Source organism: Pseudomonas sp. lyk4-TYG-107 (assembly GCF_030209055.1).
In the GTDB taxonomy this organism is placed as follows: domain Bacteria; phylum Pseudomonadota; class Gammaproteobacteria; order Pseudomonadales; family Pseudomonadaceae; genus Aquipseudomonas; species Aquipseudomonas putida_A.
Map to the genome: position 1 here is coordinate 244,721 of NZ_JARVST010000006.1, position 24,065 is coordinate 268,785.

The 24,065-nt window shown below is 61.8% G+C and carries 19 protein-coding genes; 9 read left to right on the forward strand and 10 right to left on the reverse strand.

What is annotated here, in order from left to right; genetic code table 11:
- Positions 1–53: 53 nt before the first annotated feature.
- Positions 54–683 (forward strand): LysE family translocator, encoded by a 630-nt coding sequence (locus QRN61_RS06845; protein ID WP_097090246.1) that lies wholly within the window; start codon positions 54–56, stop codon positions 681–683.
- Here the strand turns inward: QRN61_RS06845 and QRN61_RS06850 are convergent.
- From QRN61_RS06850 to QRN61_RS06875, 6 genes are read right to left on the reverse strand one after another with little or no spacing between them, the layout of a single operon-like run.
- Positions 680–2,812, reverse strand: coding sequence for a hypothetical protein (locus tag QRN61_RS06850; RefSeq protein WP_285373460.1), 2,133 nt, complete (start codon positions 2,810–2,812; stop codon positions 680–682). The genes QRN61_RS06845 and QRN61_RS06850 overlap by 4 nt on opposite strands.
- Positions 2,799–3,992: a DUF3142 domain-containing protein gene (locus tag QRN61_RS06855; protein WP_285373461.1), complete on the reverse strand. Its 1,194-nt coding sequence runs from the start codon at positions 3,990–3,992 to the stop codon at positions 2,799–2,801. Before QRN61_RS06855 ends, QRN61_RS06850 begins: the two co-directional genes overlap by 14 nt.
- A 48-nt stretch (positions 3,993–4,040) precedes the next feature.
- The gene (locus tag QRN61_RS06860) at positions 4,041–4,859 is read right to left on the reverse strand and encodes a class I SAM-dependent methyltransferase (protein ID WP_027610312.1); all 819 of its coding nucleotides are present in this window, start codon (positions 4,857–4,859) and stop codon (positions 4,041–4,043) included.
- On the reverse strand, positions 4,853–6,007 hold the full coding sequence (locus tag QRN61_RS06865; protein WP_285373462.1) for an acyltransferase family protein: 1,155 nt from the start codon (positions 6,005–6,007) through the stop codon (positions 4,853–4,855). The genes QRN61_RS06860 and QRN61_RS06865 overlap by 7 nt, the downstream gene beginning before the upstream one ends.
- A complete protein-coding gene (locus QRN61_RS06870) occupies positions 6,004–7,308 on the reverse strand; it encodes a glycosyltransferase (protein WP_210556254.1) in 1,305 nt (434 codons plus the stop codon). Before QRN61_RS06870 ends, QRN61_RS06865 begins: the two co-directional genes overlap by 4 nt.
- On the reverse strand, positions 7,302–8,861 hold the full coding sequence (locus QRN61_RS06875; protein WP_285373463.1) for a glycosyltransferase: 1,560 nt from the start codon (positions 8,859–8,861) through the stop codon (positions 7,302–7,304). Before QRN61_RS06875 ends, QRN61_RS06870 begins: the two co-directional genes overlap by 7 nt.
- A gap of 417 nt (positions 8,862–9,278) precedes the next feature.
- Here QRN61_RS06875 and QRN61_RS06880 point away from each other — a divergent pair, with 417 nt between their 5' ends.
- The 8 genes from QRN61_RS06880 to QRN61_RS06915 are packed head-to-tail and all read left to right on the forward strand — an operon-like array spanning position 9,279 to position 18,263.
- Positions 9,279–10,193 (forward strand): GDP-mannose 4,6-dehydratase, encoded by a 915-nt coding sequence (locus QRN61_RS06880; RefSeq protein ID WP_285373464.1) that lies wholly within the window; start codon positions 9,279–9,281, stop codon positions 10,191–10,193.
- On the forward strand, positions 10,190–11,158 hold the full coding sequence (gene gmd / locus QRN61_RS06885; protein ID WP_027610307.1) for a GDP-mannose 4,6-dehydratase: 969 nt from the start codon (positions 10,190–10,192) through the stop codon (positions 11,156–11,158). The genes QRN61_RS06880 and gmd overlap by 4 nt, the downstream gene beginning before the upstream one ends.
- Positions 11,159–11,161: 3 nt before the next feature.
- On the forward strand, positions 11,162–12,604 hold the full coding sequence (locus tag QRN61_RS06890; RefSeq protein ID WP_285373465.1) for a mannose-1-phosphate guanylyltransferase/mannose-6-phosphate isomerase: 1,443 nt from the start codon (positions 11,162–11,164) through the stop codon (positions 12,602–12,604).
- Positions 12,604–13,401, forward strand: coding sequence for an ABC transporter permease (locus QRN61_RS06895; protein WP_027610305.1), 798 nt, complete (start codon positions 12,604–12,606; stop codon positions 13,399–13,401). Before QRN61_RS06890 ends, QRN61_RS06895 begins: the two co-directional genes overlap by 1 nt.
- Entirely contained in the window at positions 13,401–14,654 is a 1,254-nt protein-coding gene (locus QRN61_RS06900) for an ABC transporter ATP-binding protein (protein WP_134785058.1), read from the forward strand. Before QRN61_RS06895 ends, QRN61_RS06900 begins: the two co-directional genes overlap by 1 nt.
- Positions 14,651–16,018: a glycosyltransferase family 4 protein gene (locus tag QRN61_RS06905; RefSeq protein WP_223007067.1), complete on the forward strand. Its 1,368-nt coding sequence runs from the start codon at positions 14,651–14,653 to the stop codon at positions 16,016–16,018. Before QRN61_RS06900 ends, QRN61_RS06905 begins: the two co-directional genes overlap by 4 nt.
- Complete coding sequence (locus tag QRN61_RS06910; protein ID WP_285373466.1) at positions 16,002–17,132, forward strand: glycosyltransferase family 4 protein; 1,131 nt, start codon at positions 16,002–16,004, stop codon at positions 17,130–17,132. Before QRN61_RS06905 ends, QRN61_RS06910 begins: the two co-directional genes overlap by 17 nt.
- A complete protein-coding gene (locus QRN61_RS06915; RefSeq protein WP_285373467.1) occupies positions 17,133–18,263 on the forward strand; it encodes a glycosyltransferase family 4 protein in 1,131 nt (376 codons plus the stop codon).
- Between the two features lie 142 nt (positions 18,264–18,405).
- Here QRN61_RS06915 and QRN61_RS06920 read toward each other — a convergent pair whose 3' ends face one another.
- The 4 genes from QRN61_RS06920 to glmS all read right to left on the reverse strand — a co-directional run bounded on the left by QRN61_RS06920 (position 18,406) and on the right by glmS (position 24,063).
- Positions 18,406–20,436: a pyridoxamine 5'-phosphate oxidase family protein gene (locus tag QRN61_RS06920; RefSeq protein WP_285373468.1), complete on the reverse strand. Its 2,031-nt coding sequence runs from the start codon at positions 20,434–20,436 to the stop codon at positions 18,406–18,408.
- 60 nt (positions 20,437–20,496) lie between these two features.
- Entirely contained in the window at positions 20,497–21,123 is a 627-nt protein-coding gene (locus QRN61_RS06925) for a glutathione S-transferase family protein (protein ID WP_285373469.1), read from the reverse strand.
- A 105-nt stretch (positions 21,124–21,228) separates the two neighbouring features.
- A complete protein-coding gene (locus tag QRN61_RS06930; protein WP_285373470.1) occupies positions 21,229–22,155 on the reverse strand; it encodes a LysR family transcriptional regulator in 927 nt (308 codons plus the stop codon).
- Positions 22,156–22,230: 75 nt separating this feature from the next.
- Complete coding sequence (gene glmS / locus QRN61_RS06935) at positions 22,231–24,063, reverse strand: glutamine--fructose-6-phosphate transaminase (isomerizing) (protein WP_183783369.1); 1,833 nt, start codon at positions 24,061–24,063, stop codon at positions 22,231–22,233.
- Positions 24,064–24,065 lie beyond the last annotated feature (2 nt).

A 24,065-nucleotide genomic window follows, 5' to 3' on the forward strand; every position in this document is an offset into this window, starting at 1 on the left:
CGCCCTTGCGCCATAGACTTTGCTCACCGAATCGATAACGAAAGGGCTGCGACATGACGAGTTTCTGGCTGTTTTTTCTGGCATTGGCGGTGGTCTTCCTGTTGCCCGGCCCGGACATGATTCTGTTGCTGCAAACCGGTGCCCGCCAGGGTCGCGGTGCGGCGCTGGCAACCGCCGTTGGCCTGGCGATCGCCCGGGGCTGTCACGTGGCATTGGCGGCATTGGGTCTGGCGGCGCTGTTCAAGGCGGCGCCGTGGACGTTTGATCTGGTGCGCCTGGCCGGTGCGGCGTACCTGCTGTGGATCGGCATTCAATGCCTGCGCAGCAGCCTGCTGCCGAACCTGAATACGGCTGCCGTAACTGACACCCAAGGACAATGGCGCGAGGCGATTCGCCGTGGCCTGCTGACCAATCTGCTCAATCCCAAGGCCTTGCTGTTCTGCTCGGTGCTGTTGCCACAATTCATCGTCAATGACGGCGCAGCAGTGCTGACCCAGTTTGCCACCCTCGGCGCGTTGCTGGTGGGCATCGGGCTGCTGTTCGACAGTGCCTATGCCCTGACCGGCGCGGCGCTGGGCCGTTGGCTGCAACACAGTCCAACCGCCCAACGCGTTCAGCAATGGCTGTTCGGCAGCCTGCTGATCGGCTTCGCCGTACGCCTGACGTTTATCCAGCAGGCCTAGGGTTTGCGGGACTTGCGCCGACGACTGAACAACACCAGCACGCCAGCACTGATTAACAGCAGGACACCGACCACCGGCCACTTGTACGGACGCAACGAATTGCGCACAGCGTCGGTCACTTGGGTGACGTAACGCTTGTCGGCGTTTTCGAAATCCGGATAGGGGCACTGATTACCGAAGTCCACCGCCCACGGCACGTACGCGCCTTCATTGACATAACGCCGATACAGCGCGCTCTGCTCTTCCAGGCTGCTGTTGAAACCCGCAGCGTTACACAACACCGCCGCAAACGCCTGACTGGTGTGCGGCAAATTATCCGCGGCCCGACTGGCCAGCGCGGTGGCGACAAAACGGTAGTGATAACGCTCATCCGGCTGCGCTTCACTGGCCTTCTGGCGCTGCACTTCAGCCTCGGCCACCAGCGGCCCGACCTTCAGCTCGGTGTTTTCCAGGCTGTAGTTGCCGCCAAACGTGGCGTAGTCCGGCGCCATCTCGTAGCCGAGAATGTCCATGCCCCATTCACGCGCGGTCCACGCCGCGTTGTACAAGGCACTGGCGCGTTTGCTCGGCCACCACGCAGCGTCAGCCTTCATCCGTTGCTCGCCGTACAGACGGGCCTTGTGCTGCAGATCGGGATTGTCGAAATAGCCGACCGCTTCCTCGTAATGCCCTTCACGCAGCAAGCGTCGCCCCAGCAGATTGCGCAGGCTGGCGGCGACCGGCAGCGGCACGTAGTTGTCGCGCTGCTGCTGGGTCAGCGCTGGGGGCGCCGGCACGTTGTCATCGACATAGCGTTTGAGCTCATCGACCGTCAGCACGCGCTCGGCCACCGTCGCCGCGTCGAACCAGTAAATGCTGTTGCTGCGATACAACTGCACAAACGCTTGCAGGTATTCGCCACGTTGCAGCGCCAGAATCGCACTTTCGCCCTCGACCCGGCATTTCGGCTGGACGGTTTCGAAGTCCCAGTCAGGGGTGCGCCGGTAGCCCCAATCTTCGCTCTGCGGGAACGCCTGCGCGGCTTTGGCATAGGCGGCAGCCGCGGCATTTTTATCGCCGTCACGCACTGCCAGCTTGGCCCGCAGCCACCACGCCAATCCGCCGTCACCGGCGTTTTCAAGGAAGGCCTTGGCGCTGGCGTAATCACCCTGTTGATAGTTCATCGCCGCCAGCCGATCGGCGTTTTCCAGGCTGCCACGGGTGCTGTCCTGCAGCAGCTTGATGAGTTTCTTCTCATTCGGCGGTTGCTCGTCGAATGACCAACCCATGCGGCTGATCAACGAAGCGGTAACCAGTTGCTGCACGGCTTTGCGCTCCAGCAACTTGGCCAGTTGCGGCTCGGGCAGTTCGGCCAGCTCATTCATCAGTTGTTTCAGCGAGGTGTAACCCACGGCCGAACCGTGCAGGTTCTGCGCTTCATACAGTTCGATGGCGCCGTTCCAGTCGCCGGCGTTGCGCAGCACCCGCGCCTCTTCACCGAGGCTGGCCACACCGAGTTCCAGCGGATCACTGAAGCCATCGATGCTCAGTTGTCGAGCCTGACGGAAGGCCCCACGTGCGTCCTCCAGCACTTCGATGACATCGCCCGCCTCGGCACTCGTGGCAAACCAGGCACGGCCCAGGGAATACGCCGCCCAGGTGCTGCGCAGCGGGCGCTGATCGGCCGGCAGTGCCAGCACTTTGTTGAAGTATTCGATCGCCAGCGGATGATCGCCAGTGGCAAACGCCACCGCGCCGGCCACGTACAAACGGATTTCCGCCGGCAGACTGGCGCCCTGCGCCTCGACCTGACGCGCATCGGTCAGGCCACGCAGTTGCTTGACCAGCGCCTGTTGTTCGGCGCTCAGACCGACCTGCTCGGCTTTTTCGCGCAGCGCAGCAGGCTCGCTTGCGTCGCCGTACATGTCGTCGGGATTGTGCGTCGCAGCGGTGACGTTCTTCAGCCCGGCAATGGTCTTGCCGAGGCGGCTGATCTCGAAGTTGAAGTTGCCCTCCGGCAAATCGGCCAGGGTTTGCCCGCGATTGTCGAGCAGGCGCATCGGGAAGTCCGGGCCGCAGGCCAACGCCGAACCCAGCGGCAGGCTGAGGCTCAGGCAGAGCAGATGGCGGGGCCAGTTACGGGTCAACATGCGAACCTCCTTGATCAATAAATGCACAGCGCGCCCAACCGATGGCGCGTTGTCCACCCGCCGGCAAACGACCGTCGCGCAGGCGGGTGAAGGTAAGCAGATCCGCGCTCTGTTGCAACGAGTAACCGGCGAGCGCATCGGCGCCTTCGCAAGCGCTGGCCTTGACGATGATCCGTGCGGGCCAGGCACTGTCGAGGTTTCCGACATTGCGCAGGGCGATGTCCTGCAGGCCAGCGTGGTCGCTGAACGCCAGACCGAGTTGGCTGCTCAACGCATCGCCGCGGGCCACGGCGCGCAACGTGGTCAGGCTCCAGGCCCGACGATCATTGGCCAGCGGCAGGCGAAACCAGATCAGCCCGGCCAGATGTTCCGGCGGGTCCTCGCGCAGCGCTTTTGCAAGTCGGCTCAGTTGCAACGGATCGGCGAGCAGTTCCCGGCGTTGCCCTTCACGTTCGATCGGTACTTCGCTTTCCACCACCGGGGCACCGTCGGCATCCGGCAGCAGCGCCACGCCATAGGCCGGCAGCGCCAGATAGAACGATTTGCTGCTGATTTTGCCCCAGGCGCTGGCCCAGCGCCGAGCCTGCTCGGGGTCGAACAAGCCGCGTCGCGGATCGCTGACGGCGTGCACCTGCAGTACGCTGCTGTCGACTGTGGCCAACAACGCCGGCAGCTGTGAACTGCCGAGCCACGCCGGCAGCGCGGTGATGCTCAGCGGCAACGATGCGGGCAACGCGGAACGCAGATGTGTGAGGAACTCGATGTATTCCGGCAGACGCGCATTACCCGCGTCATGATCGATCTCGACGCCACTCAGGGTCAGTCCCTGCGCCTGCCAGTCGGCGACAACCTGAAGAATCTGCGCCGTGATCTGTGACTGATCCAGACTTTTGAGCTGACCGTCGAGACGAATCACCGCGATCAGAGGCCGGCCATCGTGCTTGAGCAACGGCGCATCGATCCGCGCCCGATGCCAGCCGTCACTGGGGAATGCCTGCAAGGCCAACACGCGCAGGGTCGAAAAGTCGCTGCGGCTGTCTTTCAGCGCGAGCTCATGGGCGGACGTCCATTGCCGTTGCCAGACGTAGAGTTGCTGATCGAGTGGCGCTGCGTCCTGTCGTTCACAAGCACAGAGCAACAACACCGCCAGCATGGCCGACAACCCGACGATAACGCGCATACCTTGCAGATCCCTGAGACATCAGGCTGCAAGGTTACACAAAAGCACTCAGGGCTTGCGGGCAATGATCACCTGACTCTTCGCCACCACCGCGTCCAGCGCCTGCTTGATCTGTGCACCACGGGGCGAATCGAGCACCGCTTGCCAGGTATTGGCCCAATGCTCGAGCAACGGGTGATCGGGGTTACTGAATTCGACCTTGGCTTCCCAGAACAACAGCATCCACATCGACCAGTAAAAGCCGTATTGACTGTGGCTGATGATCTCCAGCCCGGCGTCACTGACCATCGCCTTGAACTGCTCTTCGCTGATGATGCGAATGTGGTTGGGTTTCTGGAAATAATCCGGCGAGGCAATGTCTTTCTGCAAATCTTCCGAGCTGGGATGCGGCACGCTCAGCAGGTACAGCGCTCCCGGCTTGCCGACCCGCACCAGTTCGGCGAGAAATTGCGCCGGATCGTCGACATGCTCGATGACTTCGGTGGAGACCACGCGGGTGGCGGTGGCATCGGCAATCGGCAGCGGGTTGCAGTCGGTCACGTGGCATTCGACGCTGCGTGCCGGGGTATCGCTCAGACGCTGGCGGGTGGCCTCGACTTTGGCCGCGTCGATGTCGGCAATGATGATCTTCGCCCCGCGCATGCCGCAGAAGTGCACATTACCGCCGTCGCCACAGCCGACATCGAGCAACGTGTCATCGGCGCTCACCCGAAAGCCTGTGAACAGCTCGTCGGTCTCTTGATTGAACCAGCCACTGAGCTTTGCGTCGTACAGGCCGAGCATGTACGGATCAACCTTGTCGGCGGCAGATGGCACAGCAACCGGTGCGGGAGACGTTGCCGTGAGTTTCTTCAAAAGGCTCAGCATGAGGTAGCTCCAGAGGATGGGACGGCGGTTCGCGACGTACCGAGGCGGCGCACCAGCGCGGCGCCGCGATTGCGCATCGGCATTTCGATGAATCGGTAATTCAATTCGCTGAGCAGCGCGATCAGACCGCCGGCGATCAGCACCGTGAGAATCGGGTGCCCGGCCGGACTGGGCAGCCCCGCGTCCTGCAAGCGGAAGATCAATTCACGGACCAGCAGATAGGCCGGAATATGGATCAGGTAGATGCCGTAGGAACGGCTGCCGATCCACGCCATCAGCCGTTGCAACCTTCCGCGCGGCAGCAGGTAATCGCGGTTGTACGAGGCAATCCACACCAGCAGCGCGCTGAGCATGGCGATCGAGCCGATGCGGTAAGAGACGAACGTGAAGCGGTCGGTGGCCATGTAGCTCAGCAGCATCGCCAGCACAATCAGTACCGAAACGCCGGCCCACGGCCGCCGCAGGAACCTCGGTTCCCAACGGGAATAACCCGGCTGCGCGCTCCACATCGCCAGCAATACGCCGAGGGCCAGGGCATCGGTGCGCACCACCATCAGCAAGGGCGTGCGCAACGTGAACAGTTGCACCGCGACCAGCGCCAGCAATACCCAGCCCAGATGTCGGCGACACACGACAATCAGCAGCGGGAACAGCAAGTAGAACTGCTCCTCCAGCGCCAGGCTCCAGTAGACGAAACTGCTGCCGTATTCGTACTGAAAGAAACTGTCGGCAAAACGGAAATTGGCGTACTGCAACACCCCGGCCAGCGTTGCCTGCAGGTTGGCGTGCAGCGTGCCGAACGCACCTGAGCGATTGAGCAAGACACAGGCCAGCAACATCAGCGCCAGCCACAGCCAGGCCGAGGGCAACAAACGAAAGGCCCGGCGCAGCCAGAAATTGCGTGTCTGCTCCCAGCACTGTCGACGGCTCGTGCAGCCTTGCAGAGCGGGGATCAGGCTGCGGGCGATGACAAATCCGGAAATCGCAAAAAACAGGTCAACGCCCCACCAGGACTGCGCCCAATGGTGGACTGTTTGCAGCAGCGGCACGGTGTCGGTGAACAGGCTGCCCTGCAGGTGATGAAACAGCACACCGAGCACCGCGATCGCGCGCAGTACCTCGATGTCCATGATCCGTTTGCTGTTCATGCCCCGCGCATCTCGGGGTCTGCGGCAACCCGGCGTTCGAACAACTGCCCCAGAAACACCTGCAACCGCTGCTCGGCCACTGCCTGACTGCAGAAATCCTGCAGGCTGCTCACCGCCTGAGCGGCCATCTGTGCATAACGTTGCGGATCGTCTTTGGCGACCGCATAGCTGGCGCGATAGGCCGTGCACAAAGACGTCCAGTTAGTCACATAACGCAGGGTGCGGAAGGCCTTGCGCGGGTCATGCGGCCAGGCCGTGAGCTCGTCGGTGGAGTCGATCAGAAAGGCATTGTCGGCACTCAGGTAATCGATCATTGCCGTCGTACGCGGCGCCACCGCCGGTTTGCCGCAGGACATGAATTCCATCAACGGCAGGCACTGGCCCTCGCCGTAGGACGTGTTGACCACATAGCGGGTCGCCTGCACCAGGCGCTCATAATCGGCGTCCGCGAGGTAGCCGTAGATCAGCACGATCCGGCAGCGGTAGGACTGATTCTTGTACAGGTGGTGGAGGATGTCGCTCAGCGCTTCTTCGGCATCGTGGTGCGTCAGTTTCAGCACGAGCGTTGCGTCCTCGACCTCGCGGAACGTCACGCAGAATGCACTGAGCATGTCCTCCCAGTTCTTGCGCCCATCGCCGGGATTGAACACTGAGGTGTAGACCACGCCGTCGAGCAGCAACTCCTGCTCCCTGACCGGCGCATGGAAATCGAGTCCCTTGCCCGTGCGCAAAGGCCGGGGGGCGAATGCGTTCAAGTCAAGTTTGCGACTGTCGGCCACCAATCCCTTGATCTTCAACCGTACCGGTCCATTCGGTGGCTGGCCCTGCAACGGCGCACCGCGGGCGGCAAAGCGATCCCATACCGGCGCAGGCACCGCGACGATCGGGTAATCGCTGTCCATTGCCTCGCGCACCGCGTTGACGGTGTAGCTGGAATGGGTGATCGCCGCTCCGCAAGCCTGCAGCACCGTGCGCCAGTCGTTGCGCGGCTCACCGGCAAACGGCTCATTGGGGATGGTGCTGAACTCCCACGCAAACACCGGCAAAGTCGGACACATCAGGTGTACCGGCGTGCGATGGGGCGGCGAGAACGACAGGAAGACGCACGGCTCGCCACTGGCGCGGCATTCCTCGTAAAGCGCGTCGACTTCGGTCAGCGGATCGGCCACTTCCACCACGCGTCCGAGACGCTCGAGTACCGGGCGATATTCCTTGAGCACGAAGTAATAGCTGTACTCCGAGCGCCCCAGATTCTGTGCAATGGTGTGCTGGTTGGTTTCCGAATGAATGATGATCAGCATGAGGCGTTTTCCGTCACTGACGCAGCATTGGCGGGATGCGGTGCAAGCCCGAAAAATTCCGCCATGCGCGTTTGCACGGGGGCAAAAGCGCAGTAGTCATGCATGCGCTCGACCGCTGCCGCCGACATCTGCCGGTACCGCTCCGGCTGGTCTTTGGCCATGCGGTAGCTGTCTTCGTAGGCTTGTTTCAGCGAAGCCCAATCCGGGCGGTGGCGCAGGGTGCGGTAAATCAGCCGCGAGTCCTGCGGCCAGATGGCGGGTTCTTCGCTGGACTTGATCACGAAGGCGACGCTGTCGTCGATGTAGTCTTCCATGGCCGTGTGGTCCGGGGCGATTACCGGTTTGCCACTGGACATGAACTCCATCAACGGCAGACAGAGGCCCTCACAGCGCGAGGCGTTGACGTAGTAACTGGCAGCGGCGTAAAGCCGGGTGTACTGGGCGTCATCCAGATAACCGTGCAACACCACCACCCTGCAGGCAAAGGGTGAGAGCTGCGCCAACAGGGTCATTAATTCGCTGTAGTAAGACGCCAGGTCGTTCTGGGTGATTTTCAACACCAGCGTCGCATCGGCCGTTTCCCGAAACGCCCAGCAAAACGCGGTGATCAGTTGATGCCAGTTCTTGCGGCCATCTTTGGGGTTGAACACGGTGACGTAGACCACACCGTCGACCGTGGTGTCGACCACCGACGTGGTGTCCGGCAGATCCAGCGGCGGCGGTTCGACCACTGCCACCGCCTGTGGACCGGCGATACTCGGCAGCTGTCGCTCCAGCCAGGCATGCGCCCTGCGTGAGAAAAGATCACGCAGTCCCTCCCAATACCAGTGATGCAGAAACTTCACCCGCGGCTGTTGCTGTTCGCGGCCTGCATCCAGGCGCCACTGGCGCAGGTAGTGCCGGGCGATGACCAGGCGCCGTTTGACGGTCAGCGGAGGAGGTCGCTGTGCCTCGATCGCGGCCAGTTGCTCGGCGGTCAGTGGTTTGGGCAGCAGGTCATCGGCTGAGAGCGCCAGCGTACGGCTGTCGAAAATGCAGCCCTTGATCGCCAGCGGCGTGCCTGGATTGACCGGCGCCGGAACTTGCTGCTGACGAATCGCCGCAAAGTTCTCCCACAACGGTGTCGGCAACACCAGTACCGGAAAGTCCTCGCCCAGCGCCCGGCGAATCGCCCGGGCAGTATGGCTGGACAGAGTAATCACCCGCCCTTGTCGGGCCAGCATCTGCGTCCAGTCGTGGCGCGGATCGTTGTCCCAGATCTCGTCCGGGATCGAATCGAACTCCCAGGCAACCACACACAGGGTCGGACACTCAAGATCGGTCGGCGTATTTTGCGGCGGGGTGAAGGAGAGAAACAGGCTGTCTTCGCCCACCTCGCGCAATTGGCGAAAGAGCGGATCAACCTCGGTGATGGCGGACACCACATGCACCCGCCCAAGGCTTTCCAGCACCGGGCGATAGGCCTTGAGCACGAAGTAGTAACTGTATTCGGGACGTCCGAGACTCTGGCTGATGGAACGGTCGTTGACGTCCGAGTAAAGAATGAAGTTCATGGCATCCCACGATGAAGCCGCCATCCCGGCTGCTTCAATCCATGACGGCGAAGCGCTGAATCGTGGTCGGCATGCCGACACTCGTCCTGCATCTTCCAGCCCGTCTTTGTTCTTGTTTTTAGTGGTCGGTCTGACTGGGGCTGAACAACCCCTGTTGAACGCGACGAGGGGCATTCTAAACACATCCGTCGCGGATTCGTGAACCGCCCGGCGAGAATAAATCCGTCTACTCTGACGAGAACTGACCAGTCACGGTTTGCACTGTTGAAATTGCCAAGCATTTGGCACAGATTGGTAACAAACAACTACAACAACGACTTCGCCTGTCGTCCTGTCGGCCTTTTTCATGCGGCCTGACAGACTTCCCCTCAAAGCCTGTGGGAAAGTGGCGAATGTTAAAGACCAAGGGGTCGCTGTTTGAAAAAGCGTCTGTTCGTCACGGGCCTCAGTGGGTTCGTGGGACAACATATCCAGTCGCGTCTGTCCCAGTCTGACTCGACGTGGGAACTGCTGCCTGCCATCGCACCCTACGATCTCACGTCAGCGGCGAGCCTCGTCGACCTGTGGCCACAATTGCCCGACGCGGTGATTCACCTCGCTGGTCAGACCTTCGTTCCTGAAGCCTTCCGTGACCCGGCCCGCACGCTCGAGATCAATCTGCTGGGTACCCTCAATCTGTTGCAGGCCCTCAAGGCCCGCGGATTTCGGGGGACCTTCCTGTATGTCAGCTCTGGCGACGTCTATGGGCAAGTCGACGAGAGCGCCCTGCCCATCACCGAACTGCAACCGCCCTGCCCGCGCAACCCCTATGCGGTGAGCAAGCTCTCGGCCGAGTTTCTCAGCCTGCAATGGGGCCTGAGTGAGGGCTGGCCGGTGCTGGTGGCGCGGCCGTTCAACCATATCGGCGCCGGACAGAAAGACAGCTTCGTCATCGCCAGCGCCGCACGCCAGATCAACCGCATCAAGCAAGGCTTGCAGGCAGCACGACTGGAAGTCGGCGACATTGACGTCACGCGCGACTTCCTCGATGTCGGCGATGTGATCGCGGCTTATTTCGCCCTTCTGGAAAAAGGCACACCCGGGCAGGTCTACAACATCTGCTCGGGCCGCGAACAAAGCATCCGCAGTCTGATCGAGCAGTTGGGCGATCTGGCGCAGGTCGAAGTGCAACTGGTGCAGGATCCGGCACGCATGCGGCGCGCCGATCAGCGTCGCGTTTGCGGCAGTCACGCAAAGCTGGTCCAGACCACGGGCTGGGCACCGGCAATCACCACACAACAATCCCTGCGGGCGATCCTGTCCGACTGGGAGCAGCGAGTAAAAAAACAATGAAAAGTGCACTGATCACGGGGATCACCGGCCAGGACGGCGCATATCTGGCCAGGTTGCTGCTCGACAAGGGTTACAAGGTTCACGGCCTGGTAGCACGCCGTAGCAGCGATTCGCGCTGGCGCTTGCGCGAGATGGGCGTCGAAGGCGACATCGTCTACCTGGACGGTGACATGGCCGATGCCTGCTCGGTACAACGTGCAGTCATTCAGTCGGCGCCGGACGAGGTCTACAACCTCGCTGCACAAAGCTTCGTTGCCGCTTCCTGGAATCAGCCGGTGACCACCGGCATCGTCGATGGCCTGGGCGTCACCCACTTGCTCGAAGCGATCCGCCAGTTCAGCCCGCACACACGTTTCTATCAGGCCTCCACCAGCGAAATGTTCGGTCTGATCCAGGCCGAACAACAGGACGAGAACACCCCGTTCTACCCGCGCAGCCCCTACGGCGTGGCCAAACTCTACGGTCACTGGATCACCGTCAACTACCGCGAAAGTTTCGACCTGCACGCCAGCAGCGGCATCCTGTTCAACCACGAGTCGCCGCTGCGCGGCATCGAGTTCGTCACCCGCAAGGTCACCGACGCCGCCGCCCGCATCAAGCAGGGCAAGCAGCAGGAACTGGCCCTGGGCAACATCGACGCCAAACGCGACTGGGGTTTTGCCGGTGACTACGTCGAAGCCATGTGGCTGATGCTGCAACAGGACAAGCCTGACGATTTCGTGGTCGCCACCGGCGTCACCACCACCGTGCGCGAGATGTGCCGCATCGCCTTCGATCACGTTGGCCTCAACTACCGCGACTACGTGAAGATCGACCCGGCGTTCTTCCGCCCGGCCGAAGTCGAAGTGCTGCTCGGTAACCCGGCCAAGGCGCAGCGTGTGCTGGGCTGGAAACCGAAAACCGACCTGGACACCCTGATCCGCATGATGATGGATGCGGACATGAAACGCGTCGCCAAGGAGTAGGTCATGCTCATTCCCGTGATTCTGTCCGGCGGTGCCGGTACGCGTCTGTGGCCGGTGTCCCGTGAGGGCCATCCCAAGCCGTTCATGACCCTGCCCGACGGCCAGTCGCTGCTCGGCAAGACCTACCAGCGGGCGGCAGCACTGCTCGACGGCTGGGGCGACATCGTCACGGTGACCAACCGCGAGTACTACTTCCAGAGCAAGGATCACTATTGCGCCGCCCATGTGTCGCGCCATCGCGGGCACTTCCTGCTGGAGCCGACCGGGCGCAACACCGCCCCGGCGATTGCCGCCGCCGCCCTATCGCTGCAGGCGCTGCACGGCGACAACGCGATCATGGTGGTGATGCCCGCCGACCATTTGATCGTTAATCAGCAAGCGCTCAAGAGCGCCGTCGAACACGCGGTCAATCTGGCGAAGGACGGTTATCTGGTGACCTTCGGTGTGCTGCCGACCGCCCCGGAAACCGGCTTCGGCTACATCGAAACCGGCGCACCGCTGGACGCCAAAGGCGCAGCGAAAGTACAGCGTTTCGTGGAAAAGCCTGACCTGCAGACCGCCACCCATTACCTGGAAAGCGGCAACTTCCTGTGGAACTCGGGCATGTTCTGCTTCACCACCGCGACCCTGATCAACGAACTGCAATTGCACGCGCCAGAGTTGCTGGAACAGACCCGCGCCTGCATGCAGGCCAGCGCCCCGGTGGAAACCGTCGGCTGTCTGCAACAGGAACTGTCGCCGACACTGTTTGCTGAAATCACCGACATCTCCATCGATTACGCCTTGATGGAGCGCTCGGAGAAAGTCGTGGTGGTGCCCGCCGGTTTCGACTGGAGCGACATCGGTTCGTGGGGTGCCGTGGCAGCGCTGGTACCGGCCGATGCCGACAACAATCGCGCCAGCGGCGAAGCGGTGTTCATCGACAGTCACAACAACTTCGTGCAGAGCGAAGGCCGGCTGGTGGCCGCCGTGGGTGTGGATAACCTGATCATCGTCGACACCGCCGACGCGGTGCTGGTGGCCCATGCCGATCGCGCCCAGGATGTGCGACGCGTTGCCAAACAGCTCAAGGACAAATCCCACGAAGCCTACCGCCTGCATCGCACGGTCAGCCGTCCGTGGGGCACCTACACCGTGCTCGAGGAAGGCCCGCGCTTCAAGATCAAGCGCATCGTGGTCAAGCCCGGCGGCAAGCTGTCGCTGCAAATGCATCATCACCGCAACGAACACTGGGTGGTGGTCGAAGGCATGGCCAAGGTCACCAACAACGGTACCGGCACTCATCTGGTGGCCAAGAACGAATCGACGTTCATTGCCGCTGGCCATCGCCATCGCCTGGAAAACCCCGGCGTGATCGACCTGGTGATCATCGAAGTGCAAAGCGGCGAATACCTGGGTGAAGACGATATCGTGCGCTTCGAAGACCAATACGGCAGGACGGTTTGATGCTGCTTTCCCTGTACCGTTCGCTTTACAGCTATCGAGGATTCATCCTCGGCAGCGTACAGCGAGAGTTTCAAGCGCGTTATCGCAATTCGCTGCTCGGCGCCTTGTGGCCCGTGTTCAATCCACTGTCGATGATCATCGTCTACACCGTGATCTTTTCTCACATCATGCGCGCCCGCCTGCCGGGCGTGGATGACAGCATGGCCTACAGTGTCTATCTCTGCGCCGGGCTGCTCGCCTGGGGAATGTTTTCGGAAATCACCCTGCGCAGCCAGACCATGTTTCTGGATAACGCCAACCTGCTGAAGAAAATCAGCTTCCCCCGCATCTGCCTGCCGGTGATCGTGCTGTGCAATGCGGCGATCAATTTCGCCATCATCATCGGCCTGTTCCTTGGATTTCTATTAATCAGCGGGCGTTGGCCCGGTATGGCGCTCCTGGCGCTGATTCCCCTGATTGCGCTGCAGATGCTGTTCTGCGCTGGTCTGGGCATGATCCTCGGCGTGTTGAATGTATTCTTTCGCGATGTCGGCCAGCTCTTCGCCATCTGCCTGCAGTTCTGGTTCTGGCTGACGCCGATCGTGTATCCGATCACCATCCTCCCGGAGTGGGTCCAGCGGCTGCTGCAACTCAACCCGATGACCAGCCTGATCGGCAGCTATCAGAACCTGTTCCTGTATGGGCAATGGCCGGTCTGGAACTCGCTTTTACCGGTGTTCATCGTCGCGGTGGTGATGTGTCTGATCGCCCTGCGATTGTTCCGCCAGCGCGTCGGTGAAATGGTGGATGAACTCTGATGGGACTTATACGCGTAACGGGCCTGGGCAAGGCTTATAAACAGTATCCGACACGCTGGAGCCGTCTGGCGGAATGGCTGATCCCGTTTTCCCCGGTGCGCCACCGCGAGCATTGGGTGCTGCAGGATGTCGCTTTCGAGATTGCCCCCGGCGAGGCCGTGGGTATCGTCGGCGCCAACGGTGCGGGCAAAAGCACTTTGCTGAAGATGATCACCGGTACCACTCAACCCACCTGCGGCAAAATCGAGATTGAAGGGCGCGTAGCGGCATTGCTGGAGCTGGGCATGGGTTTTCACCCGGACTTTACCGGGCGCCAGAACGCGATCATGGCCGGACAGTTGCTGGGCCTGCAGGTTGGCGAAATCGAAGCGCTGATGCCTGACATCGAACACTTCGCAGAAATCGGCGAAGCCATCGACCACCCCGTGCGCACCTACTCCAGCGGCATGCAGATGCGCCTGGCCTTCAGCGTCGCCACCGCGCGGCGTCCGGACATTCTGATCGTCGACGAGGCCCTGTCGGTGGGCGACGCCTACTTTCAGCACAAGAGCTTTGAACGCATTCGCAGCTTCCGCAAGGCCGGCACGACCCTGCTGATCGTCTCCCACGACCGCTCGGCCATCCAGTCGATCTGCGATTCGGCGATCCTGCTCAAGGATGGCCACATGGCCATGTACGACAAGCCGGAAGTGGTGCTCGACTATTACAACGCCCTGATGGCCGAACGCGAAGGGCAGATCGTGCGTCAGGAAATGCTCGCCGGCGGCGAAGTGCAGACCGTGTCCGGCACCGGCGAGGCAGGCATTCTGAGTGTGCGCCTGCTGGACGAACACGATCGCGCCATCGACGCTGCCGAGGTCGGCCAGCCAGTGGTACTGGAAGTGCAGGTCGAAGTTCGCCGCGACATTGAACGGCTGGTGCTCGGCTTCATCCTCAAGGATCGTCTGGGCCAGATGATGTATGGCATCAACACCCATCGCCTGAACAAGGCCCTGACCGATCTGCGCGCCGGCGAACGCTTCACTTACCGCTTCGCCTTCGTCATGGGGCTGGGCAAGGGCAACTATTCGGTATCGTTGAGCCTGTCGCGCCTGGACTCGCATCTGGACCGCAACTTCGAATGGCGCGATTACGGTCTGGTGTTTCACGTGATCAACAACCGCCAGGAAGATTTCGTCGGCTGTTCCTGGCTCAATGCCAAGACGACGATCACCCCTCACACCGAGGCAGCGCTGACCGAGCGTGCGCCATGACCCGCCTCTTGGTCGAGTGCACCCACGTCTTCAAACACCCGAAGATCAACTCCGGTATTCAACGCGTGGTGCGCAACGTCATCAAGCAATTGCCGGAGCGGGTGGGTGATGTCGAGTGCCTGCCGGTCATTTCGCTGAGGGGCCGGCTCTATCGGGTCACGCGCCTGGCCCCGCTGGACGCGCCGCTGTTCAACGCCATTGCGACATTCGGCGAACGACTGGAACGCCTTGCGCACCGTTTCTGGCAATGGCATCAGCGCCTCGACAGCCGCCTGCAGGCAAAAACCCCACGACGCCTGTTGTACGTCGGCTATCGGCTGAGCGCTTTCGCGGCATTTGGCGTACCCCTGCGGCTGATCGAGCGGATCAACCGCCAGCAACTGCCAAAACGCTGTGCCCCCTTGCAGCATCAGCCCGGAGACCAACTGGTGCTGCTGGATTCGTCCTGGCACTCGGACTTTTTCTCCCACGCCGAACAGCTCAAGCGCGAGGGTGTCGGTATTGTCGCGGTCATCTACGACTTGATACCGCTGACCCACCCGCAGTTCTACGACACGCGGCTGGTGCAGGTCTTCAGTGAATGGTTCGACTGGATCACCCGCACGGCCGACGGCTACCTGGCCATTTCCGCCACGGTACGCGATCAGGTGCGCGCCGAACTGCAGCAACGGATCGGCACGGTACAGGCCGAAAAACGCTGGTTCGATTATTTTCACCTCGGTTCCGAACTGGATCTGCACAGCGCCGGGGAAACCGTCGAACCGCGCCTGCAACAGCTGTTCAATACACCGGAGCCGCTGTTCCTGATGGTCAGTACCATTGAGCCGCGCAAGAACCACGCATACCTGCTCGATGCCTTCGAACGGGCCTGGACCGCCGGCTCCCCGGCGCGTCTGTGCATCGCCGGGCGCATCGGTTGGAAGTGCGACGCCCTGCTCGCCCGGGTGCGCAGTCATCCCGAACTGAATCGCCGCCTGTTCATGTTCAACGACTTGAGCGACACCAGCCTCGAACATGCCTACGCCCACGCCAGTGCGCTGGTATTCCCTTCGTTTGTCGAAGGCTTTGGCCTGCCGCTGGTGGAAGCCATGCAGCGTGGTTTGCCGGCGATGGGCAGCGACATTGCGGTGTTCCGCGAAATCGGCGGCGAATTCATGGCGTATTTCGATTTGCAGGATCCGCAAAGCCTCGCTGACTTGATCATGCGGTTCCTGCAGAGTGGCCAATTCCCCGCTGCTCGCGATGTGGCGGACTGGCGCTGGATCGACTGGCACGAGGCGAGTGCGCAACTGGCCGAGCGCACCGTACGCAATGCAGTGCAAGCGCCATTGGCGCCAGCGAGGCCGCATGCGCATTGCCCTTAATGCCCGGATCCTGCAGGCACCGCGCACCGGCATCGGCCATTACGTCGCCGAGTTGGTGAATGCGTTGCGCAGCGATACCGATATCGAAATTGAGTTGTTCCACGGCTGGGGCTGGAGTTCGGCCTTGCCGGAGGCGGCGATGCCCGGTTATTCGCGCCTGACGCCACTGCTGCGGCAGATCCCCGGGGCTTATCAGGCGCGGCGCTGGCTGGAACAAAAGCGTTTCGATCAGGCGCGCGCGCATGGCATCGATCTGTATCACGAACCGAGTCTGTGGCCACTGGCCTTCGACGGCCCGACCGTGATCACCCTGCACGACCTGACGCACCTGCATTACCCCGAAACTCAGCCGCCGGCACGTTTGCAAGAGATCGAGCGCCGACTGGCTACCGGCGTGCGGCAGGCACAAGTGATCGTCACCGATTCACAAGCGATCGCCGACGAAGCTCAAAGCTGTTTCGGCCTGCCCGCTGAACGTTTCGTGGTCGCTCCCTTGGGCGTGGCCGAGCGCTTTCATCCGCGTGACGCACACACCATCGACCCGGTACTCAAGGCCCATGCCGTTACGGCGCGGGAGTATTTCCTCTGTGTCGGGACGCTGGAGCCACGCAAGAATCTGCGGCTGGCCCTGCGCGCCCATGCCTTGCTGCCGGAGGCCGTGCGCCAACGCTTTCCGCTGCTGATCGTCGGCATGGCTGGCTGGCAGCGCGAACAGTTCAGCGCCGAACTGCGTCAGGCATTGGCAAGCGGGCATGTGTGCCTGCTCGGCTACTTGCCCGATGAACACCTGGCCCAGCTGTTGGCCGGTGCCCGGGCGCTGATTTTTCCTTCGTTATACGAAGGCTTTGGCCTGCCGGTGTTGGAGGCGATGGCCAGCGGCACGCCGGTGTTACTCACCCGCGCTTCGGCCATGCCGGAAGTCGCGGGCGACGCGGGCAACTATATTGAACCTGACAATGCAGACGGCTTGCGCGACGCGCTGATCCGTCTGCTCGACGATCAGGTGCATTGGCAAGCATGCCGAGAAGCCGGATTGCAGCGGGCGCGGCTTTTTTCCTGGCAGCGCTGCGCACAGGCCACGGCCGGTGCTTACCGCCAGGCCATGGGAGGTTGAATGCGAGTTCTTCATTTTTTCAAAACCTACTTGCCTGACTCGGTCGGCGGTATCGAGCAGGTGATATTTCAGCTGTGCGAAAGCGGTGCGCATCACGGTATCGACGGCCAGGTGCTGACACTCAGCGCCGACCCGACCCCGCCGGTGGTGCAACTGGGTCAACACGAAGTGCATCGCGCCAGACTCGACATCCAGTTCGCCTCCACCGGGTTTTCCTGGAGCGTGTTCAAACAGTTTCGCGAGCTGGCCGCCGAAGCCGATGTGGTCAACTATCACTTTCCGTGGCCGTTCATGGACCTGGTGCACTTTGCCAGCGGCATGAACAAACCGAGCGTGGTGACCTACCACTCGGACATTATTCGTCAGAAGCATCTGCTCAAACTCTACCGACCGCTGATGAACCGCTTCCTCGCCAGCGCCGACCGGATTGTCGCGGCCTCGCCGAACTACCTGCACACCAGCGACGTGCTGCAGCAGTTTCAGAACAAGACCCGGGTGATTCCATACGGTTTGAACAAGGCCGGTTATCCACAGGCCGACAGCGAACGGATGAATCGCTGGCGCCAGCAGCTTGGGGATAAGTTTTTCCTGTTCGTCGGGGTCATGCGTTATTACAAAGGTCTGCACATCCTGCTCGACGCCTTGAAGGACGTGGACTACCCGGTGGTGATCGTCGGTGCCGGGCCGCTGGAACTGGAGTTGCACGCCCAGGCTGCTGCGCTGGGGCTGCGTAACATCCACTTCCTCGGGCGCCTGGGCGATGAAGACAAGGTCGCCCTGCTGCAACTGAGCTACGCCATCGTGTTCCCGTCGCATCTGCGTTCCGAAGCGTTCGGCATTTCGCTGCTCGAAGGCGCGATGTACGGCAAACCAATGATCTCCAGCGAAATCGGTACCGGCACCAGCTACATCAACATCCACAACGAAACCGGGCTGGTGGTGCCACCGAGCGACCCTCAGGCGTTTCGCGAGGCAATGCGCAGCCTCTGGGAAAACCCCGAACGCGCAGCAGCCATGGGCATAAAGGCCGAGACGCGTTACCGGCAGTTGTTTACCGCCGACGAGATGGGCCGCAAGTGGACCGAGCTGTATCAGGAGTTGCTCGAAGAGAAAGACCTGTCTTACGCCTGATCCCGTTGCTGAAACACATCACCCTGTGGGAGCGGGCTTGCTCGCGAAAACGGTCTTTCAGTAAACAATGATGTCGACTGATCTGACGCCTTCGCGAGCAAGCCCGCTCCCACAGGGGGGTGTAGTGATTTCAGATGAGCCGTTAGAGATCCAGCACCAGCAATTGCTCACTCTGCGCCGGCACCGCGCAACAAATCAGCACCTGCCCCGCTTCCGGCAGGTCTGCAGGTGGCTGTGGATAATTCACCGCGCCACTGACCAGACGTGTCTTGCAGGTGCCGCACGAACCTCCACGGCAACTGAACTCGGGGCGCAGGCCACGGCTTTCTGCGAGCTCCAGCAGACTGCCGCCGTCCGGCTGCCAGCGCGCCTCTTTGGCCGAACGCTCGAACATCACCGGCACTGACGTGATGGCCGCCGGTGGTTGCTCGATGACCAGCGCATCCGGGTCCGGCTGTCGCTTGAGCGTCGACGGGCCGAAGGTCTCGGCATGGATCCGCGCGTCGCGAATGTCCAGCTCGCGCAGACTGTCGTAGACACTTTGGGTAAAAGCGCCGGGGCCACAGACAGCAAAATCGATCTGGTCGTAATCCTCGACCTCCAGCAGATCGCGCAGCAATGCCCGATCAATGCGCCCATGGCGGTCGAAATCCTCGCCCTCGTGCGCATCGGCTTCCGGCTGACTGAGCAGGCGAATCACCCGTACCGCATCGCCAGCACTTTCCAGCACGCGATCGATTTCCTCGCGAAACGGCTGATCGGCCAGGCTACGCGAACTCTGCAGCAACCACGTCGGCCGAATCCGCCGGGTGCGCAGACCTTGGTACACCACCTCACGCAGCATCGACAGCAACGGCGTGATACCAACCCCCGCCGCCAACAGCACCAGCGGCCGGTGTTCCAGCGGCGCCACCGTGAAGTGCCCCTGTGGCGCCCGTGCCTCAAGGACATCGCCGACCCGGACCTGCTGGTGCAAGTGGCCTGAAACCAGGCCCTCGCGTTTCACACTGATGCGCAGGAAATCATCCGATGGCGCACTCGACAGGCTGTAAGTGCGAATATGCGTTTCACCGTCCAGAGTGAAACGCAGCGGCAGATGCTGGCCGGCCTGAAACACCGGCATCCCTGCGCCATCGTCCGGTTGCAGATAAATCGAACGGATGTGCTGGCTCTCCCTTTCGATACGGGTCACCCGCAGCGGCCGCCAGCGGTCACCCAGGGCTTTGGCCTGCAAGCGTGCATCGGCCTGGGCCCAGGTGCCGGTCAGCAGGCTGGTGGGCGACATGCCGTCGAAGCGCCAGCGCAGGGCCAGTGCCGCCGGGCGCCGCACCAGTTTCTCTACCTCGAATGTCCACAGGCGCTCGGCGCCCTGGAACGCTTCGATCTGCGGCCCGTCGAGGATGATTTCGGTCCGCCCGCTCAGTTGCAGCACATCGCCTGTGGAAAAGTCGATGAACAGCAGGCCAGCCTTGGGATTGAGCAGCAGATTGCCGAGCGTGTTGAAGTGCAGGTTGCCGGCAAAATCCGGGATGGTCAGGCGATTACCTTCAACCCGGACAAACCCGGTCTGCCCGCCACGATGGGAAACATCCACCGCACGTTGTCCGTCCGCATCGACGTAACTGGCGACAAAGAAGGTATCGGCGCCTTCGATCATGGCTCTGGCTGCGTCATCAAGACCGTCGCCGTGCTGCGCTGGCCGCGTCTGCGGATCGCTCAGCGGCACGCGCTGGAACTGGCGCAGTTGAATGTATTGCGGACAGTTGCCGAAAGCCTGATCCACGCTCACCTCGAAACCCTGCACGGTCAGATTGTCGACATGACCGTTGAGGCGATTGCGGCGGCGGGTATGCAACTCAATGCCGAGCAACCCGATCGGCTCGCCATTGCGCAATTGCGCCGGATCATCGGCAGCGGGTTGGCTGGCGAAATGCAGGTGCTCGGGATCAGGCGAATGCGCAAATCCCGGCGCGCCTTCGAGCACACTGGCCCAAGGACGCCCGTCGGTATCGACCGCGCCGTGCAGCATGAACGGTAACTGCTCATAAAAGGCGCGGTGCTGATCCGGCATCCAGTCACGAATCACTTTTCGGCCGAAGGCCTCCATGCGCTCGGCAACGCCGACATGGGCCTGCAGTTGTTGCTCGCCAGCGTGCCACGGTGAACGTTCCATCACGCATCTCCCCGCGCCGCCGGCGCATTGTGGATAACTCGATCAGATCAGGGCTGAACCTCAGGCAGTCTTTTGCAGACCAGCGACCGTGCGTGGCATGCCGACAAAACCGGGCAAGGCTTCGACACGCGCCAGCCAGGCACGCACGTTGGCGTAGTCGTCCAGCGACACGTTGCCTTCCGGCGCATGGGCGATGTAGCTGTAGGCGGACACGTCAGCGATGGTGGGTTCGCTGCCGGCCAGGTAAGTGTTCTTGCCCAGTTCCACCTCCATCACTTTGAGCAGGTTGTGCGCGCGGGTGATCGCTTCTTCAGCATTCAACTGTGCGCCAAACACCGTCACCAATCGTGCAGCAGCAGGTCCGAAAGCAATCGGCCCTGCTGCGGCCGACAACCAGCGCTGCACCCGTGCTGCAGCGACCGGATCGGTCGGCAGCCAGCGGCCATTGCCGTACTTGAGCGCCAGATACACCAGAATCGCGTTGGAGTCGGCCAGCACCACGCCGCCGTCGTCAATCGCCGGTACCTGGCCGAAACTGTTGATTGCCAGATACGGTGCCTGCTTGTGCTCACCCTTGGCCAGATCGACCAGGATCAGTTCGGTCGGCAGTTGCAGCAGTGACAACATCAGCTCCACCCGATGGGCGTGGCCGGAACGCGGGAAGTTGTAGAGTTTTATCGCTTGCATGGTCGACTCCGCTGAACAGGGGCGCCGCTGCGGGAATGAGAGCGCCGATGGAGGCCATCTTCCCCTTATCGCGAAAAGAACAGAATCACCAGTAACTGCAATCGATTATTTCATTGGGCGCAATAACGCGGGTGCTTTCAAAGCAGGGTGTTCGCGCAAGGCCTCGGCGGTGAAATCGACAAAACTGCGAATCCGCGCTGGCGCTTTGCGCCCGCCCTGATACACCACATGGATCGGCAGTGGCGGCAGTTCAAATTCGGCGAGGACGATTTCCAGCTCACCGGTCGCGATTTTGCTGGCGACCTGATAAGACAGCACCCGGGTCAAGCCCAGCCCCATGCAGGCTGCGGTAATCGCTGCCTGATTGGCGGTCACGATCAGACGCGGCTCAGGACGCACGCTGAGCGGTTCGCCAGCGTCGAGAAACGGCCAATTGCGCTGCTGGCCAATGGCCGAAGTCGCCACCACCGGCGCACCCGCCAACGCATGAGGATGAACCGGTCGGCCATACTCGGCAAAATATTCGGGCGAGCCGCAAATGACCCGACGCACCTCACCCACGCGAATCGCATGCTGGTTGCTGTCCGGCAGATCACCAATGCGCACCGCGACATCGATGCCCTCCTCGACCATGCTCACCACCCGATCGACCAACAGCGCATTAATCGAAACATCTGGATACTGCGTCAGATAACTGGTCATCAGGGGCGTGACAAACAACTCACCGAACAACACCGGCGCGGTCACCGTCAATTGCCCACGGGGCTGGGCGTGACTGCCGGCCGCCGAATCCTCGGCTTCCTGCACCTCGGCGAGAATTCTCCGACAGTCTTCCAGATAACGCTGACCGGCCTCGCTGAGGTGCACTGTGCGTGTCGTGCGAATCAGCAACTGTGTACCGATGCGCTGCTCCAGCGCCGCCACCGCACGGGTGACACTGGCCGCGGACAAGCCAAGACGCCGCGCTGCCGCCGAGAAGCCTTGCTCCTGAGCCACGGTGGCGAAGATCTGCATTTCCTGGAAGCGGTCCATGGATGTCCTCGATTCAGATACAAAAATCGCAGCCGAGGCTGCGATTTTTGCGGGTCAATGTCAGCTGTGGATAACTTATTCCACCGTCACCGACTTCGCCAGGTTGCGCGGCTGGTCGACGTCGGTGCCCTTGAGCACGGCGACGTAGTACGACAGCAACTGCAGGGGGATGGTGTAGAGGATCGGCGAAAGAATATCGTGGATGTGCGGCATCTGCACCACATGGGTGCCTTCGCCGTTGGTCATCCCGGCTTTCTCGTCAGCGAACACGATCAGTTCACCGCCACGGGCACGGACTTCCTGCAGGTTGGACTTGAGCTTCTCCAGCAGTTCGTTGTTCGGCGCCACGGTGACCACCGGCATGTCGTTATCCACAAGCGCCAGCGGGCCGTGCTTCAGCTCACCGGCCGGGTAGGCTTCGGCGTGGATGTAGGAGATTTCCTTGAGCTTCAAGGCGCCCTCCATTGCGACCGGGAACTGCGCGCCACGGCCGAGGAACAGGGTGTGATTCTTCTCGGCGAACAGTTCGGCGATTTTTTCCACGGTGCTGTCCATCGCCAGCGCTTCGCCCAGACGGGTCGGCAGGCGACGCAACTCTTCCACCAGCGTGGCTTCAACGCCTTTGCCGAGCGTGCCGCGTACCTGACCCAGCGACAGGGTCAGCAGCAACAGGCCGACCAGTTGCGTGGTGAACGCCTTGGTCGAGGCTACGCCGATTTCGCGACCGGCCTGGGTCAGCAGCGTCAGGTCGGATTCACGCACCAGCGAGCTGATGCCGACGTTGCAGATCGCCAGGCTGGCGAGGAAGCCCAGCTCTTTGGCGTTGCGCAGCGCGGCCAGGGTGTCGGCGGTTTCGCCGGACTGCGAGATGGTGACGAACAGGGTATCCGGCTGCACCACCACCTTGCGGTAGCGGAATTCGCTGGCGACTTCGACCTGGCACGGGATACCGGCCAGTTCTTCGAGCCAGTAACGCGCGACCATACCGGCGTGGTAGCTGGTACCGCAGGCGACAATCTGCACGTTGCGCACTTTGGCGAACAGTTCGGCAGCCTGTGGACCGAAGGCCTGCACCAGCACCTGATTCGGACTCAGACGGCCTTCGAGGGTGCGTTGGACAACGGATGGTTGCTCATGGATTTCCTTGAGCATGTAGTGGCGGAACTCGCCCTTGTCAGCAGCTTCGGCACCATCGCTGTACTGCACGGTCTGGCGCTCGACGGCGTTGCCGTTGACGTCCCAGATCTGCACGTTATCGCGGCGAATTTCGGCGATATCGCCTTCTTCCAGGTACATGAAGCGGTCAGTGACCTGACGCAGGGCCAATTGGTCGGACGCGAGGAAGTTCTCACCCAGGCCCAGACCGATCACCAACGGGCTGCCACTGCGTGCGGCAACCAGACGATCCGGCTGTTGTGCGTTGATCACGGCCAGACCGTAGGCGCCGTGCAGTTCCTTGACGGTGGCTTTGAGCGCGACGGTCAGGTCAGGCTGATCCTTGAGTTTGTGGCTCAGCAGGTGCGCGATGACTTCGGTGTCGGTGTCCGAAGTAAACACGTAACCCAGCGCTTTCAGTTGCTCACGCAGGGCTTCGTGATTCTCGATGATGCCGTTGTGCACCACCGCGATATCACCGGAGAAATGCGGGTGCGCGTTACGCTCGCACGGTGCACCGTGGGTCGCCCAACGGGTGTGGGCGATACCGAGACGGCCAACTAGCGGCTGTGCGGCCAGCGCCGCTTCCAGCTCGCTGACCTTGCCCGGACGGCGCATGCGCTCGAGCTTTTCATCGTTGGTGAAAACCGCCACACCGGCGCTGTCATAGCCGCGGTATTCAAGGCGCTTGAGGCCTTCGAGCAGGATGGCGGTGATATTACGTTCAGCAACTGCGCCGACAATTCCACACATGC

What these genes read in the sequence shown, in the direction of transcription:
- QRN61_RS06845 (WP_097090246.1), top strand. Translation starts at nt 54, where the DNA reads ATGACGAGTTTCTGGCTGTTTTTTCTGGCATTGGCGGTGGTCTTCCTG.
- QRN61_RS06850 (WP_285373460.1), bottom strand. Translation starts at nt 2,812, where the DNA reads ATGTTGACCCGTAACTGGCCCCGCCATCTGCTCTGCCTGAGCCTCAGC.
- QRN61_RS06855 (WP_285373461.1), bottom strand. Translation starts at nt 3,992, where the DNA reads ATGCGCGTTATCGTCGGGTTGTCGGCCATGCTGGCGGTGTTGTTGCTC.
- QRN61_RS06860 (WP_027610312.1), bottom strand. Translation starts at nt 4,859, where the DNA reads ATGCTGAGCCTTTTGAAGAAACTCACGGCAACGTCTCCCGCACCGGTT.
- QRN61_RS06865 (WP_285373462.1), bottom strand. Translation starts at nt 6,007, where the DNA reads ATGAACAGCAAACGGATCATGGACATCGAGGTACTGCGCGCGATCGCG.
- QRN61_RS06870 (WP_210556254.1), bottom strand. Translation starts at nt 7,308, where the DNA reads ATGCTGATCATCATTCATTCGGAAACCAACCAGCACACCATTGCACAG.
- QRN61_RS06875 (WP_285373463.1), bottom strand. Translation starts at nt 8,861, where the DNA reads ATGAACTTCATTCTTTACTCGGACGTCAACGACCGTTCCATCAGCCAG.
- gmd (WP_027610307.1), top strand. Translation starts at nt 10,190, where the DNA reads ATGAAAAGTGCACTGATCACGGGGATCACCGGCCAGGACGGCGCATAT.
- QRN61_RS06890 (WP_285373465.1), top strand. Translation starts at nt 11,162, where the DNA reads ATGCTCATTCCCGTGATTCTGTCCGGCGGTGCCGGTACGCGTCTGTGG.
- QRN61_RS06895 (WP_027610305.1), top strand. Translation starts at nt 12,604, where the DNA reads ATGCTGCTTTCCCTGTACCGTTCGCTTTACAGCTATCGAGGATTCATC.
- QRN61_RS06900 (WP_134785058.1), top strand. Translation starts at nt 13,401, where the DNA reads ATGGGACTTATACGCGTAACGGGCCTGGGCAAGGCTTATAAACAGTAT.
- QRN61_RS06905 (WP_223007067.1), top strand. Translation starts at nt 14,651, where the DNA reads ATGACCCGCCTCTTGGTCGAGTGCACCCACGTCTTCAAACACCCGAAG.
- QRN61_RS06910 (WP_285373466.1), top strand. Translation starts at nt 16,002, where the DNA reads ATGCGCATTGCCCTTAATGCCCGGATCCTGCAGGCACCGCGCACCGGC.
- QRN61_RS06915 (WP_285373467.1), top strand. Translation starts at nt 17,133, where the DNA reads ATGCGAGTTCTTCATTTTTTCAAAACCTACTTGCCTGACTCGGTCGGC.
- QRN61_RS06920 (WP_285373468.1), bottom strand. Translation starts at nt 20,436, where the DNA reads ATGGAACGTTCACCGTGGCACGCTGGCGAGCAACAACTGCAGGCCCAT.
- QRN61_RS06925 (WP_285373469.1), bottom strand. Translation starts at nt 21,123, where the DNA reads ATGCAAGCGATAAAACTCTACAACTTCCCGCGTTCCGGCCACGCCCAT.
- QRN61_RS06930 (WP_285373470.1), bottom strand. Translation starts at nt 22,155, where the DNA reads ATGGACCGCTTCCAGGAAATGCAGATCTTCGCCACCGTGGCTCAGGAG.
- glmS (WP_183783369.1), bottom strand. Translation starts at nt 24,063, where the DNA reads ATGTGTGGAATTGTCGGCGCAGTTGCTGAACGTAATATCACCGCCATC.